The sequence below is a fragment of the Pseudomonas sp. LBUM1672 genome, assembly GCF_059695655.1.
Genome location: NZ_CP166781.1, coordinates 2504624 through 2518567 on the forward strand (window position 1 = coordinate 2504624; position 13944 = coordinate 2518567).

Sequence of the window (13944 nt, forward strand, 5' to 3'; positions counted from 1 at the left end):
GGGGCGCTTCCCGTTGGTTCAGGATCTGAATCAGTAAAGCAGTGTTTGGCGCACTGACTCAGTTTTCGAAGCACGACGCCAGAAAACCCATCACCGCCTGCACCGACGGGGTGTGCCGGATATCGCTGTGCACCACCAGCCAGACTTCACGCGCAAGGTCCGCACCCACAGTCTCCATCGCTTGCAAGCCGTAGTGCTCGCCCAGGAAGTATGGCAATGCCGCAACGCCGACGCCGGCCTGGGCAATGGTTGCCTGGATGTTCAGATCATTGCTGCGCAGCAGGATCGGGCGATCACCCGCTTGTTGCTTGAGCCAGGCCTGTTGCGGGGTTTGCTCCATGGACTGGTCGTAGGCGATGAAGGCCAGATCTTCTGGGTCTGTCTTGGCCAGATAATCCGCCGAGCCGTACAGGTTGAACTGCACCGTCGCGACCTTGCGTGCCACCAGGTCCGGTTCCTTGGGCCGGCTCAGGCGTACGGCAATGTCGGCTTCGCGCCGCGACAACGAAGCGCTGTCCAGGCTGCCAATCAGCTGCAACGACAGCTGAGGATGCTGGGTTCGCAACGCTTTGATTCGCGGCGCGATCAACGCGCAGGCGAGGGCGGGCGGGGCGCTGACGGTGACTTCGCCGGTAAAGCTTTCCTGCCCGGCTAACGCCGTGCGCTGCACCGCGAAAGACTCGCTTTCCATGCGCCGTCCCAGCTGCGCAATGCGTTCGCCGTCCTCGGTGATGACATAGGAACGAGGGCGGCGGTCCACCAATTTTAGGTTCAGCGAACTCTCCAGTGCGCTGATGCGCCGCGCCACGGTGGCGTGGTCGACCTTGAGTTTGCGCGCCGCCGCGGACAGCGACTGCTCGTGGGCGAAGACGATGAAGTAGCGCAAATCCTCCCAATCGAACATGGGCGTTTTCTCACATGAAGGGTGAATAAATAGGGAATTCTGCACCGCTACCAAGCCTGCAAGAATCCTTCAACACCTGACAAGCAGGTCTGAAGCATTCCGCGGTTTGCGGTGTGTTCATCGCACGACTTGACGAGGAAACAGCCATGTCAAAATCAACGCCTCTCGCGTATGCCGGCATCGTCGGTGCCACGTTTTTCTGGGGCACCAACTTCAACGCCGGTGCCTACATCATCAAGAGCATGGCACCGATCAGCGCGTCCATTGAGCGCTTTGCCATTTCCACCCTGTTGCTCGTGCTGATGTTCGGCCTGGCGGGCAAATTGCGCCTCAGCACGCTGAAAAACAATCTTGCGGCCTTCATCGGTCTGGGCCTGCTGGGCTTCACCGCGTTCAACCTCGCGACCTTCTTTGGCCTGCAAACCACCACGCCCATCAACGGCGCGCTGATCCTGGCGACCACGCCACTGTGGACCATGATCTTCGCCGTGCTGCTCGAAGGCGAACGCATCGATCGCGGCCGCGTCATCGGGCTGGTCTTGGGTTTGCTGGGCGTCGGCCTGGTGATTACGCGCGGGGACATCCAGGTGCTGCTCGGCCTGAAAGTGGCGACCGGTGACACGATCATCCTGGCCGGCAGCATCGCCTGGGCGGCCAACATGGTCGGCACACGACGCTTCGTCAAAGACTCGACTCCGCTGGAAACCACCACGTTTTCGATGCTGTTCGGGGTCATTGGCTTGATCGTGCTGGGCTTCATCTATGAGGATCCGATGGCCTCAATCAGCACGGCTTCGCTGTCGGTACATGGCGCTGTTGCTTATCTGGCGGTCTGTGGTTCGTTGATTGCGTACTTGCTGTGGTTCAGGGGCATTCATGCGATCGGTGCGGCGCGCACGTCGATCTTCTTTAACCTGGCGCCTGTCTTCACCATGTTGGTGTCCTCGATACTCGGCGTGCTGCCCAATGTGTGGCAGTTGCTGGGGGCGGGTGGGGTGATTCTTGGGGTGGTGTTTGCTTCGGGGTTGGTGTTTGGAGCGGGGCAATCTTCGGCGATGAAGGTTCGTGGGGACTTGGCAGACAAGGCCGTTTGATAGGGCAGTTCTGTTCACTAAAGCGCGAGCCCCCTCGACACGGGTTCTGGCTTGACTGAGGATTCACCTGGTGTGGGAAGCTGGCACCAAGTGAATAAACATCGCTAATTAGGCCGCCACCTTATTTCCTGTCACGCCATCGACTTCGGGCATGCAGATAGGCAGTCAAATCGCTGTAGCCCAATTGAGCTGCAATCTCCGTTAACGACTCTCCTTGCAACTCAAGATGCAGTTCCAGTTCTGCACGAATCTGATCGAGTAAATGTCTGAAGGTCGTGCCTTGCTCTTCCAGGCGTCTGCGTAGAGTCCTGGGCGTCTGGTGCAGCGCCTTTGCCAGATTGTCCAGGTTAGGAGTTTCACCCCTCGCCAGAGAACGTCGCGCACCTTCGGCAACCTTGGCTGACCAACCGCTGAAATTGCGATGCGCGGCAATTCGTCGATCCAGCTCCTGAGTCAATAACTCCAACATCCCGTGATGACGGGTCTGCATCGGCAGGCTCAAGCTTTGAGCATGGAAATAGAAGCGGTTAACCGGGCAGTCAAACTCGATACGGTCTCCAAACCACTGGGTGTATTGCTGGTAATACGGCGGACGCGAATGAGTGAATTTTGCCAGAATCGGCTGCACATCCTGCCCCGTTCCACGTCGCAATTGCGCGATGGACATCACGCCGTAGTGTTCGATGACATACCGCGCCAACTCTCCTGGTGCATCGACGCAAACCTCGATCCCGACGCCATTTTCATCATTCACCAACTTCACTATGTCTGTGTCCGATGCAAGCGGTGCGTACCGGGCCCAAAGGTGCATGGACGACAAAACGTCGGGGCTATACAGGCAAAGATAAGCCAGGACGTGCCAGTCCTGAGGCGTGAACAGCGCGAACAGTTTTAACCCGATAGCCGGATCAATGCGCGCCGCCTCGCGCCAAAGCTGATCCAGCTCGATCAGGCTGTAATCCGTGCTTTTTCGGGAAACCTGGCTGTCAAGGAAGCGCTCCAGCACTTGGCCCAGCCTGCCACGATGAAAGCGCTGGGGCGGGCGATTGGCCGGTTCTAGCTCAATTCTGTCCATTTCGCGCATTGGGAAGGCTGACTCCTGAGTTTCTAATGACAAGGCATTGCCCACAAGGGCCTAAATCGAGAGTGCCATGAATATAACAATGCTCGCCAATAACCCTGCTGTGATAGTGGCCGGGATTTTCCTTGCCTTCATTTTGCTAGAGCTTGCCTGTTCCTCGTTTCGTCAGCCGTCAGGCGGCAAACGTGACGTACTCATTGAGGTCGTCGGTTCTGGAATACTGGTGGCGGTCACATTCCCTTTAGTCATGTGGCTAAGTGGCAAGATGTTAAATCAGGCTGTACCGGACATGAAGGACGCGTTGGACGGAATTCCGTGGATGGCAGGATTTGTATTGTTTTTACTGCTGGATGACATGACCCAATATTGGTGGCATCGTCTGACTCACCGGGTTTCTGCACTTTATGCATTGCATCGTGCGCATCATTCCGCGCCTTACATGAGTGTTCGCATCGTCTATCGCAATAACAGTTTCTACTATCTTCTGATGCCCGGCATCTGGTTGTCCGGCGTGCTGATTTATCTTGGGCTTGCCCCTGTTTATTATGTTTATTTGATTCTGAAAATGACCGTGATCTTCGCTGCACATAGCAGCATCGCGTGGGACGACAAACTTTATCGCATCCCCGCGTTACGCCCAATTATTTGGGTTTTAGAGCGAACCTTCTCCACACCATCCACTCACTCTGCGCATCACGGTTTGACTGCAGAGGATGGCGTTACGCATTACAAAGGCAATTTCGGCAACCTGTTATTTCTTTGGGACGTACTGTTCGGAACAGCAAAAATTACCCGTCGGCGTCCGCCAGCCTACGGAATCGAACACTTGTCACCGATAAGCTGGAAAGAAGAATTGTTCTGGCCCATCGTGCGCTCCCGCCGTACCGCACCCAAGGTAAACGCTAACCAGAAGGTGGCGCGATGAGTCGTCATATCGTTTTGCTGTCTGGATCGAACAGATCAAATAGTCAATCAGTCAAGGTCGCCAGGTTTCTGCGCGATCGATTAGAGAAACTTGAGCTTTGTGACTCAAGTGAATTGATAGACCTGGCTTCTCATCGGTTACCGCTTTGGCCAGAAGAAGACACCGACAGAGTCTGGAACGCCCAGCAATCCATCCTCAAAAGAGCAACTGCACTGATCGTGATCAGCCCTGAATGGAATGGCATGGCTTGCCCAGCCCTGAAAAACTTCTTTTTGTACGCAGGGCTCAATGAAATTGGACATAAGCCTGCGCTCTTGGTGGGCGTTTCGGCTGGGCTTGGCGGGGCATATCCAATTGCTGAGTTACGTGCATCGAGCTACAAAAATAGCCGGATCTTGTATTTGCCTGAACAACTCATCATTAGAAACGTAGAGTCGATGTTAAACAGCGAAGAGCCTTCAGATGAAAATGATAGTCGCATTCGGGCACGTGCCGACTGGGTGCTGCAAATACTATGTCGATACGATGCAGCCTTACTCACCCTACGATCTGCAATCGAACACCCGCCAGAGTTCTCTACCGGAATGTAGAGCCCCGAATGCTGAAATCCATCACAACTCCAGGTGGTCGCGCACCGTGTGGGGGCGTGAGGATCTGCAGAAACAATATGAAGAACGTCGTCGGTGCCATTTCAGTTCAACCACGGGGCGAAACTATGCAGTGGGCACTTAACGCGTTGAAGTTCAGAGCCCGATCAAATCACGATGAACTTCCAGCGCATTACGCTCCACCCAGTTGTGCGCCAGCAGGCCGTCCGGGCGAACTTCCCAGACCGCAGTGCCGAGCATTTCAAACGGGCTGTTACACGAGCGGCCACCAATAAAGCCCTGGTTCTTTCCGACCAGTTTCCAGCGTGAGGCAACGCGAGTGCCTTCGGCATTTTGAAACGTCTCGATACTGCCGAATTCGAAGTCTTCGATCTTCGACAGAAAGACACCGATCCATTGAATGAAGGCTTCGCGGCCAACGATATCCATACCGCCAGACGTGATGACAAAGTCTTCAGCCACAAAGCGTGCTGCGGCGTGTGGATCTTTGGCTTGCCAGACTTCGCGCCAGAAACGTTCAACGATCTCTACGGCTGTATTGACTGACATTTTGGAACTCCTCGTATTCAGGTTGAGTACGATGTTCGGCAATTGCTATCTAGAACACAAACGCATAAATTTAATGACATCCAGTTGAAAGGCGAATTCATCATGCAAGGCAGCGACCTTGAGATTGGCCTGCTACGGGCGTTTATCGCAGTGGCGGAGACCGGCAGTTTCACCGCCGCTGCCGAGGTGATCGCGCGGTCGCAATCGGCGGTGAGCCAGAAGATCATCCGGCTGGAGGAGGTGCTCGGCTTTCGTGTCTTCGAACGCACCAGCCGCGCGCTGACGCTGACCCCGGACGGCGAGCGCCTGCTGGTGGGCGCGCGCCGGATGATGGTGCATTTCGATACCTTCATGCGGGACATCAAGGCGCCGGCCACCGTCACCCTGCTGCGCCTGGGAATCTCGGAAAACCTCGTACCGACCCAGTTGCCCAAACTGCTGTCGCGCTTCACCCAGTTGTATCCCGACATTCAACTGGAACTGACCACCGGCTTGAGCGACGACCTGCTCACCGATTACGAAGCCGGGCTACTGGACGTGGTCATTTCCAAACGAAAATTCAGTTCGGGCGCCACGCGAGGCCGAGTCATCTGGCGCGAGCCGTTGGTGTGGATTGCCGCGAAGGATTACCAAATCGAATCGTCGAAACCTGTGCGACTGGTGATGATGCGGCCACCCTGTGCGTATCGGGCCATCATGATCGAGGCCTTGGCTACGGTTGGGCGTGAATGGGCGTCAGCGTGCCTGGCCAGCAATTTGATGGGTGTTCAGGCGGCGGTTGCGGGTGGGTTGGGGATTACGGCGTTGGGGACGTCGTTTTTGCAGGAAGGGATGCGGATCCTGGAACCGTCGGAGAAATTACCGACTTTGCCGAGTACCGAAGTGGCGGTGATTGGCGATGATGTTCGCACTCAGCATCTGGTGCAGCCGTTGGTGTCATTGCTGACGGAGGGGTTGATGTCGGGGGGCCGTCTGACTTGATCCGGCGTTGCAAGCCATAACCCGGGCAACTCGCCCGGGTTATGGACCGTTTGACGTCTAGTGCCCGCCCACCACCATACTGCTGAACGGCGCCACATACGCCTGCAACGTCACCAATCCACCGACCAGAATCGCCAGCACAATCGAGTGGAAGAACACATAGCGCAGAATCTCCCCTTCATGCCCGTACCAGCGAGTCGCCGTGGACGCGACCACGATCGACTGCGCGTCGACCATTTTGCCCATGACCCCGCCGGAACTGTTGGCCGCGGCCATCAGCACCGGGCTGATCCCCAGTTGCTCGGCGGTCACTCGTTGCAAGCCGCCGAACAGCACGTTGGAGGCGGTGTCGGAGCCGGTCAACGCCACGCCGAGCCAGCCGAGGAGGGTGCCGAACATGGGGTAGAAAATGCCGGTCGCGGCGAAGGCCAGGCCCATGGTCGCGTCGAGGCCCGAGTAGCGCGTGAGAAAGCCGAGCGCGAGCATGGCCACGATCGTGATGAGTGAGTAACGCACCACCCACAGCGTTCGCAGGTATTGGCGTGCCAGTTGCGGGATGGAATAGCCCATCAGCAGGCCGCCGACGATGGCCGCCAGGAGGATGCCGCTTCCGGTGCTGGTCAACCAGGTGAACTTGTAGACCGCTTCCTCGGTTTTAGCCGCGGGCACTACGGGTGGCACCTTCTCGATCTGCTGGTGAATGGTGGTGAAGGTCACGACCGGGGCGAAGATCGGGTTGGCTTCGCGCATCGGTTTACCTTGTGGATCGAGCTTGGCCGAGTTGGTGGCCGGATCGATCGCCGGACGGGTATCGAACATGTTTTTGAAGCTTTGGGTGCCCCAGGCGAACACGAACACGGTGAGAATGATCCACGGCATCCACGCGCGCATCACCGCCGGTTTCGCATCGCTGGCAAAGGCCCCGCTGGACTCGGGCTTTTGCTGATGCTCCTCGTCGATTATCGAGTTGTCGACGCGCCCGGACAGGGCGGCGGAGGTGTGGATCGTGGCCGGTTTCCAGACCTTGAGAAAACCGGTCAGGCACGCCATGGAGATCAGCGCGGCGATCACGTCCACCAGCATCGGCCCGTGGTAGTTGGACACCAGGAACTGCGGCACGGCGAAACTGACCCCGGCCACCAGAATGGCCGGCCAGATTTCAAGCATCTTGCGCCAACCGGCAAAGGCCCAGATCAACCAGAACGGTACGAGCACCGAGAAGAACGGCAATTGTCGGCCGACCATCATCGACAGCTCCATTTCATCCAGCCCGGTGACCTTGGCCAGCGTGATGATGGGCGTGCCCAGCGCGCCGAACGCCACGGGCGCGGTGTTGGCGATCAACGCCAGGCCGGAGGCGGCCAGCGGCGAGAAGCCCAACCCGATCAGAATCGCCCCGGTCACCGCCACTGGCGTGCCGAACCCGGCAGCCCCTTCGAAGAAGGCGCCGAAGCAGAAGGCAATCAGCAGCAGTTGCAGGCGTCGATCGTCGGTGATGCGCGCCAGGGAATCCTGCAGCACTTTGAATGAGCCGTTCTCGGTGGTTAGCCGGTGCAGGAAGATGATGTTGAGCACAATCCAGCCAATCGGCAGCAAGCCGTTGGCGGCGCCGTAAAGTGCCGCCGAGCCGGCCATGTTCGCGGGCATGCCGAAGGCGAAGATGGCGATCAATAGTGCCGAGCCAAGGGCCAGCAGGGCCGCCAGATGCGCCTTGATATGGAAAAACGCCAGGGATGCCAGCATCACCACCACGGGCACTGCCGCCATGAGTGTTGAGAGCACCGGGTTACCAAAGGGATCGTAGATTTGCTGCCAGACCATGTTCCACCTCTGCTTTTTATTGTTGGTAGTGCAGGCCCCGGGCGGGGTTGGTGGCATGGAGTATAGGTGGCATTACGCCGCTGTCCCGCCGCAACATCAGGCTTCTCGCCACCCATCCCGCAACGCGCAACCGATGTAGCAGCTGTCGAGCTCCGCGAGGCAGCGTTCGGCGGCAAAGCCGTCGCAAACCCTGCAACCGAGTTCTCTCTGTTAGACGGTAGACGCAGCCTCGCGCTGCTCGACAGCTGCTACAGAATGTTGACTTGAACAAGATTCGGCGTGCGGGTTTTACCGAAGTCGTCAACAATGAGGAGATCACGATCAACGCGGTGAAGCGGCTTGCACAAAGGGGGTTATCTCCGCGTGCCCCGTTACTCGGCTACTACCGACGAGAGGGAGACAGCGATGACTGAACGCCATGAGGAACACAAGGAAACGCTTTCCAACGGATGCAGGATCGAGGTGAAAGCCGAAATATTGAAAGACGGCTCCCTGAAGATGTTCATCGGAGTCTACCGGCCGGACGGCTCGGTCATTGAAGAGGACAATCGCCCGTCCCCCCATATGCTGGACATGGAGGCGGCGTTGGAATGGGCAATCGAAAAAGCCAAAGACATCGGTAACCAACAACATACGTTGTAAGAGCGGTGAACCACCGCTCTTGCCACCGCCGTTATTGCGTACCAAACATGGCGGTCCAGTAAATCCCGGCGTCACTCTTTGGATCAACCGCATAGGCCGCGCCCAGTTCGCGGAACTTCGGGTTCATCAGGTTGGCGCAATGCCCGGCGCTGGCCAGCCAACCATCGACGACTTTGCGCGGGGTGTCTTGCCCGGCAGCGATGTTCTCGCCGATCTCCTGAAAGTTGTAACCCGCCAGTTCCGCGCGGTCACCCGGCGTGCGGCCGTCGCGGTCCTTGTGGTCGAAGAAATTGTTATTGGCCATCGACCGGGAATGTTCCTGGGCCGCAGTCGCCAGCGTTGCGTTCCAGGCCAGCGGCGTGGTTGCGGCGAACGGTTGACCGCCGCACTGGCGCGGCTGGGTGCGGGCGGCGTTGAGCATTTCCAGCAGCTTCTGGCCTTCGACCGCGGCGTCGCCCAGGCGTGCGGTCAACAGGGGGCGCGCGAGCACAATGCGCCAGTCGCGTCCCTCGTGGCTGACACCCACGTCGACGAACTGCGAGTCCAGCACCACTTGGCAGAAGCTCTCCTTGATCGCCGTGATGGCGGACTGCGCATCACGCGGCCCGGACAAGGTGATCGCCTGCACGTTGACCATCGGGTACGACGCCCGGGCCATGGCTTGCTGCAAGTCGACGGGCCCGCTGGCCGATAAAACCAGACGCTGATCGCTCGTCAGCGGTGGCAATTCCTGTGACGCCTGACCGGCACACTTTTGCGCCTGGCTGCGGTAAGCGTTGATCGACTCGACCAGTTGCGTTTCTTCGGTGGCCACGGCAGTGGCGGCGAATACCAACCCCAGCGGCAACACGGCAAAACGCACAGCGGATGACAGGACGCGCATGGAATTCTCCCTTGAATTGACTGCGCCCATGATGCGCGATTCCACCCCATGCCGCGCAATGCCTTTTTGTGCTTTGTTGCCAGCGTTTGACATGATTTGGCTACTACACTGAAGCCAAGTCGCCAGACGGGCGCTTCCCTCGACGCCACACAGAGTGTCTCCCTCATGTCCTTCAAATGGTCCGTTGTGATTCTTGTGGTTACCCTTGTCGCAGGCCAGGTTATTGCCGACGACCAGCAGCAGAAAAAAGAAGTGGCCGAAGACAAGGCCCAAGTGCTTGAGCACAAGGCAGCAGAGAAGGGCGGCGATCTGCCCGTACCGAAATCCGAAGCGATTACCCAGTCCGAAGTCCAGGCCGTCGATCCCGCCGGCAAGTCCCCACTGGACGACGCTATTACCTGCATGGCCCGCTCCATCTATTGGGAAGCCAAAGGCAAAAACACGGCCGACATGGAAGCGGTCGCCAACGTGGTCATGAATCGCCTCGGCCACGAAGGTTTTCCCGACACGGTGTGCGCGGTGGTCAAGCAAGGTTCCGAAACCAAAAGCTGCCAGTTTTCGTGGTGGTGCGACGGCCGCCCGGACACGGTCCAGGAAGAAACCGAATATGCACTGGCCAAGGAAATCGCGCGCAAGGCGCTGAACAAACAACTGCCGGATCGCACCGGCGGCGCCATGTATTTTCATGACCGCACGGTGAAACCGGACTGGGCCAGGGCGTACACCAAAACCTTTGAAACCAAAATGTTCCGGTTTTACAAACCGCATGATGGGTCGGCGAAGTAGGCCGACAGCCATCTCCTTTTTTGATCAACGGCTGATTCCATTTTGGAGAGCGTGGGGTTTTACTACGATGGCTTGAAACCCGTCATGCCACGTAATCGGACAGCCGCCATGCACACCATCGGACTCATCGTTTACCCCGGCTTCCAGGTGCTGGGCCTCGCCATGTGCGCCACCTTCGAGTTGGCCAACATGGCAGCCGACGAGCCGGTGTACAGCATCGCGTTACTCTCCGAGCACGGCGGCTCGGTGAAAACCTCTGCTGGATTCGGCGTGGAAACCAGCGCGTTCGACCAGCGCACATTCGATACGCTGCTGGTGATGGGCGACAACCTGATCCGCCCGACATCACCGGGCATGGTCGCGTTTTTGCGCAGCGCCAGCCTGACCACCCGACGCCTGGGGTCGATCTGCACCGGCGCGATTGCGCTGGCGGAGGCCGGTCTGCTGGATGGCCGACGGGCGACGACGCATTGGTGTCATGCGCCGGCCTTGCAGCGGGCGTACCCGAAAGTGAAGGTCGAAGAAGACCGCATCTTCATCAACGACGGCCACATCTGGACTGCCGCGGGCATGAGCGCTTGCGTCGACCTGGCTTTGGCCCTGGTGGAAAAGGATTTGGGCGCGGACGTCGCCCGTCGGGTGGCCCGGCAACTGGTGGTGTATCACCGACGGTCGGGAGGGCAGTCGCAGTTTTCCGTGATGCTCGAACTGGAGCCCAAGACCGACCGCATCCAGGCCGCGCTGACCTACGCCAAGCAAAACCTCAAATCGGCGCTGTCGGTCGAAGAACTGGCCAGCGTGGCCAATCTCAGCCCGCGGCAGTTCAGTCGGGTGTTCCAGGCTGAAACTGGCCAATCCCCGGCCAAAGCCATCGAAAACCTGCGGGTGGAAGCGGCCCGGCTGATGATGGAAACCGGCCGGCACTCGATTGATGCGGTGGCCACCGACACCGGTTTTGGCGATCGCGAGCGCATGCGTCGGGCGTTTATCCGTGCGTTCGGGCAGCCGCCGCAGGCGATCCAGCGCGCCCATCGTGCGTGACGTTAGTTGTGTCCTAAAAGGTGGTGTATTCGGCATTTGAGACAAAATATGATTTCCGTAATCTAGATCTCATCGAAGTCCAACCCTCAATGAGATCACCGCCATGACCCTCGTCAAAGCCGCCGCCGTACAAATCAGCCCGGTGCTCTACAGCCGCGAAGGCACCGTCAATAAAGTCGTACAGAAGATTCTGGAGCTCGGCGACCAAGGCGTTCAGTTCGCCGTGTTCCCGGAAACCATCGTGCCGTACTACCCGTACTTTTCCTTCGTGCAGTCGCCGTTCGAAATGGGCGCCGAGCACCTCAAACTGCTGGATCAGGCCGTCACGGTGCCTTCGGACGCCACCGATGCCATCGGCGCCGCGGCCAAACAAGCCGGCATGGTCGTGTCGATCGGCGTCAATGAACGTGACGGCGGCACGCTGTACAACGCGCAGTTGCTGTTCGACGCCGATGGCACGCTGATCCAGCATCGCCGCAAAATCTCCCCGACTTACCACGAACGGATGATCTGGGGCATGGGCGATGGCTCCGGACTTCGCGCCACCGACAGCGCGGTCGGGCGCATCGGTCAACTGGCGTGCTGGGAGCATTACAACCCGCTGGCCCGTTACGCCTTGATGGCCAACGGCGAACAGATTCACGCCTCGATGTACCCGGGGTCGTTTGCGGGACCGCTGTTCACGTCGCAAATGGAAGTCAACATCCGTCAGCATGCCCTCGAAGCAGCGTGCTTCGTGGTCAACTCCACGGCGTGGCTCAACCCTGAGCAGCAGGCACAAATCATGGCCGACACCGGTTGCCCGATCGGCCCGATTTCCGGTGGTTGCCTCACGGCGATCATCAGCCCGGACGGCGTGGTGCTGGGTTCCTTGCAGGACGGTGAGGGCGAGGTGATCGTCGACCTCGACATGAGCCTGATCGACAAGCGCAAACGCATGATGGATTCTCGCGGTCACTACAGCCGTCCGGAGTTGCTGAGTCTGCTGATCGACCGCACGCCAGCGGCGCATGTGCATGAGCGGGGTGCTCATCTGCAGGTGGCGGTGATTGATTCTGTGGAAGAGATCAGCCGCTGATTGGCTTGAGACCGCGCCGCCCCCTTCGCGGGCAAGCCTCGCTCCTACAGGTCATACGCCACATCAAAATGGGCGCATGACCTGTAGGAGCGAGGCTTGCCCGCGAAGAGGCCATCACAGGCGCAACAAAAAAAGGGACTTGTCTTTACAGTTCCTGCCCCAAAAAGATCAACGTATTGCCATGAGCCTCAGCCGCGGCACGCTGGTTGTAACTGTCGCGGTGCGAGCAGTTGAAACCATGCTCGGCCTCCGGATACACGACAATTTCCACGTTGTCGTTATTCTCGAAACGCTCGGCGATTTTCTCCACGGCTTCCAGTGAAATGTGGCTGTCCTGCTCACCGAAGTGCATCAGCAACGGCACTTCGATTTCATCGGCGCGGTCCAGATAATTCTGGATGCCGCCGCCGTAGTAGGCGATGGCCACATCCACCAGGCCATTGGTGGCGGTCAAGTAGGACAGCAAGCCGCCAAAGCAGTAACCGATGGACGCGATCCCGCCTTCCAGGCCAGGTTGCGCATCCAGCGCGTCGATGGCCAGTTTGATGTCGGCCTGTGCCTTGTCGATGTCGGTGGCGTTCATCAGTTCGACGGCGCGTTTCCAGCCGGCTTCGTCGTAAGTCAGCTCGATACGGTGGCCGTTGCGCCAGAACAGGTCCGGCGCGATCACCAGGTAACCATCGGCGGCGTATTGCTCCGCGACCGATCGGATGTGTTCATTCACGCCGAAGATCTCCTGGATCAACACGATCCCCGGGCCTTTGCGGGTATGCGGAATCGCCAGGTAAGCGCCGAAGGTGCCTTCGTCGCTGTCGATCTCGATCCATTGGGTGGTCACGCTCATGGTGGCTCCTGTCTACGCAAGTGAGAGGGGAAAGCTTATTGCGGTGGTGTGGCCTGAAAGCTCGGCAATGCCTGAACCCGTTTCCACCAGTCATCGAAGCCATTAACGGCAAACACCTGCGGTGCATCCGGGGTCATTGCCATGTAAGCACAGGCCGGTGCCAGGTAAAAGTCACCGAGGCTCGGATCCTGGCCGGCGACGAAGGGGTCGGAGCCTTTGATTTTCATCAATTCACGCAGGACCATTTTTGAGGTCTCGATGCCTTTGCGACGGGATTCTTCGTTCTTTCCGCCGATAAAGTCGGGGAACAAGTGATAGCCGAACACCGAGCCTAGTGCACCGTAGCCATAAGAATCGTAAATTCCCATGACCATATGTGTGCGGGCACGGTCGTGGGCATTGTCGGGCGTCAGGGAAGGGCCCGGCAGGACTTCGTCCAGATAGGCCACGATCGCGTCGGTTTCGATGATCCGGAAACCGTCGTGATCGATGACCGGCACCTTGCCGAATGGATGGCGTGCCAGGTGTTCGGGCAGGTGCGGTTCGCCTTTCATCACATTGACCTGCAACTGGTCGAAATCCGCACCTTTTTCCGCAAGCAGCATCTTCACTGTGCGCACATACGTACTGCCGTCAAATCCGTAGAGAGTGAGGCTCATGGCGAATGCTCCGTGTTTATGGGAGTGGAGGACGCGCCGGGCTCTGGT

Annotated in this window: 15 protein-coding genes; 8 read left to right on the forward strand and 7 right to left on the reverse strand. The window is 58.6% G+C overall.

Annotation, left to right across the window (positions count from 1 at the left end; translation table 11 throughout):
• Positions 1 to 58 precede the first annotated feature (58 nt).
• Positions 59 to 904, reverse strand: coding sequence for a LysR family transcriptional regulator (locus ACA053_RS11470; RefSeq protein WP_497395496.1), 846 nt, complete (start codon positions 902 to 904; stop codon positions 59 to 61).
• Positions 905 to 1050: 146 nt separating this feature from the next.
• On the opposite strand from ACA053_RS11470, the gene ACA053_RS11475 reads away from it, so the two are divergent.
• Complete coding sequence (locus ACA053_RS11475; protein ID WP_497395498.1) at positions 1051 to 1998, forward strand: DMT family transporter; 948 nt, start codon at positions 1051 to 1053, stop codon at positions 1996 to 1998.
• Between the two features lie 121 nt (positions 1999 to 2119).
• On the opposite strand, the gene ACA053_RS11480 is transcribed toward ACA053_RS11475, so the two are convergent.
• A complete protein-coding gene (locus ACA053_RS11480) occupies positions 2120 to 3082 on the reverse strand; it encodes an AraC family transcriptional regulator (RefSeq protein ID WP_497395500.1) in 963 nt (320 codons plus the stop codon).
• Between the two features lie 67 nt (positions 3083 to 3149).
• Here ACA053_RS11480 and ACA053_RS11485 point away from each other — a divergent pair, with 67 nt between their 5' ends.
• Together ACA053_RS11485 and ACA053_RS11490 are read left to right on the forward strand one after the other, a co-directional pair.
• Positions 3150 to 4004, forward strand: coding sequence for a sterol desaturase family protein (locus ACA053_RS11485; RefSeq protein ID WP_497395502.1), 855 nt, complete (start codon positions 3150 to 3152; stop codon positions 4002 to 4004).
• Positions 4001 to 4594 (forward strand): NADPH-dependent FMN reductase, encoded by a 594-nt coding sequence (locus ACA053_RS11490; RefSeq protein ID WP_497317282.1) that lies wholly within the window; start codon positions 4001 to 4003, stop codon positions 4592 to 4594. Before ACA053_RS11485 ends, ACA053_RS11490 begins: the two co-directional genes overlap by 4 nt.
• Before the next feature lie 153 nt (positions 4595 to 4747).
• Here the strand turns inward: ACA053_RS11490 and ACA053_RS11495 are convergent, their stop codons facing one another.
• Positions 4748 to 5161, reverse strand: coding sequence for an ester cyclase (locus ACA053_RS11495; protein ID WP_497395504.1), 414 nt, complete (start codon positions 5159 to 5161; stop codon positions 4748 to 4750).
• Between the two features lie 102 nt (positions 5162 to 5263).
• Between ACA053_RS11495 and ACA053_RS11500 the strand changes: the two genes are divergently transcribed.
• Positions 5264 to 6142, forward strand: coding sequence for a LysR substrate-binding domain-containing protein (locus ACA053_RS11500; RefSeq protein ID WP_497317286.1), 879 nt, complete (start codon positions 5264 to 5266; stop codon positions 6140 to 6142).
• Between the two features lie 57 nt (positions 6143 to 6199).
• Here ACA053_RS11500 and ACA053_RS11505 read toward each other — a convergent pair whose 3' ends face one another.
• Positions 6200 to 7963, reverse strand: coding sequence for an L-lactate permease (locus ACA053_RS11505; protein ID WP_497395506.1), 1764 nt, complete (start codon positions 7961 to 7963; stop codon positions 6200 to 6202).
• Positions 7964 to 8368: 405 nt separating this feature from the next.
• Between ACA053_RS11505 and ACA053_RS11510 the strand changes: the two genes are divergently transcribed.
• Positions 8369 to 8605 (forward strand): hypothetical protein, encoded by a 237-nt coding sequence (locus ACA053_RS11510; RefSeq protein ID WP_109629760.1) that lies wholly within the window; start codon positions 8369 to 8371, stop codon positions 8603 to 8605.
• Positions 8606 to 8636: 31 nt separating this feature from the next.
• Here ACA053_RS11510 and ACA053_RS11515 read toward each other — a convergent pair whose 3' ends face one another.
• A complete protein-coding gene (locus ACA053_RS11515; RefSeq protein WP_109629762.1) occupies positions 8637 to 9488 on the reverse strand; it encodes a CAP domain-containing protein in 852 nt (283 codons plus the stop codon).
• 165 nt (positions 9489 to 9653) lie between these two features.
• Here ACA053_RS11515 and ACA053_RS11520 point away from each other — a divergent pair, with 165 nt between their 5' ends.
• The 3 genes from ACA053_RS11520 to ACA053_RS11530 all read left to right on the forward strand — a co-directional run bounded on the left by ACA053_RS11520 (position 9654) and on the right by ACA053_RS11530 (position 12393).
• Positions 9654 to 10274 carry a cell wall hydrolase gene (locus ACA053_RS11520; RefSeq protein WP_497395508.1) on the forward strand — a complete coding sequence of 207 codons (621 nt, stop codon included), beginning with the start codon at positions 9654 to 9656 and terminating at the stop codon, positions 10272 to 10274.
• A gap of 108 nt (positions 10275 to 10382) precedes the next feature.
• Positions 10383 to 11315 carry a GlxA family transcriptional regulator gene (locus ACA053_RS11525; RefSeq protein ID WP_497395510.1) on the forward strand — a complete coding sequence of 311 codons (933 nt, stop codon included), beginning with the start codon at positions 10383 to 10385 and terminating at the stop codon, positions 11313 to 11315.
• A gap of 103 nt (positions 11316 to 11418) precedes the next feature.
• Positions 11419 to 12393: a nitrilase-related carbon-nitrogen hydrolase gene (locus ACA053_RS11530; RefSeq protein WP_497395512.1), complete on the forward strand. Its 975-nt coding sequence runs from the start codon at positions 11419 to 11421 to the stop codon at positions 12391 to 12393.
• Positions 12394 to 12538: 145 nt separating this feature from the next.
• Here the strand turns inward: ACA053_RS11530 and ACA053_RS11535 are convergent, their stop codons facing one another.
• Together ACA053_RS11535 and ACA053_RS11540 are read right to left on the reverse strand one after the other, a co-directional pair.
• On the reverse strand, positions 12539 to 13237 hold the full coding sequence (locus ACA053_RS11535) for a dienelactone hydrolase family protein (RefSeq protein ID WP_109629774.1): 699 nt from the start codon (positions 13235 to 13237) through the stop codon (positions 12539 to 12541).
• Positions 13238 to 13272: 35 nt separating this feature from the next.
• Positions 13273 to 13896, reverse strand: a complete 624-nt coding sequence (locus ACA053_RS11540; protein WP_109629777.1) for a glutathione S-transferase family protein — start codon at positions 13894 to 13896, stop codon at positions 13273 to 13275.
• Between the last annotated feature and the right edge of the window lie 48 nt (positions 13897 to 13944).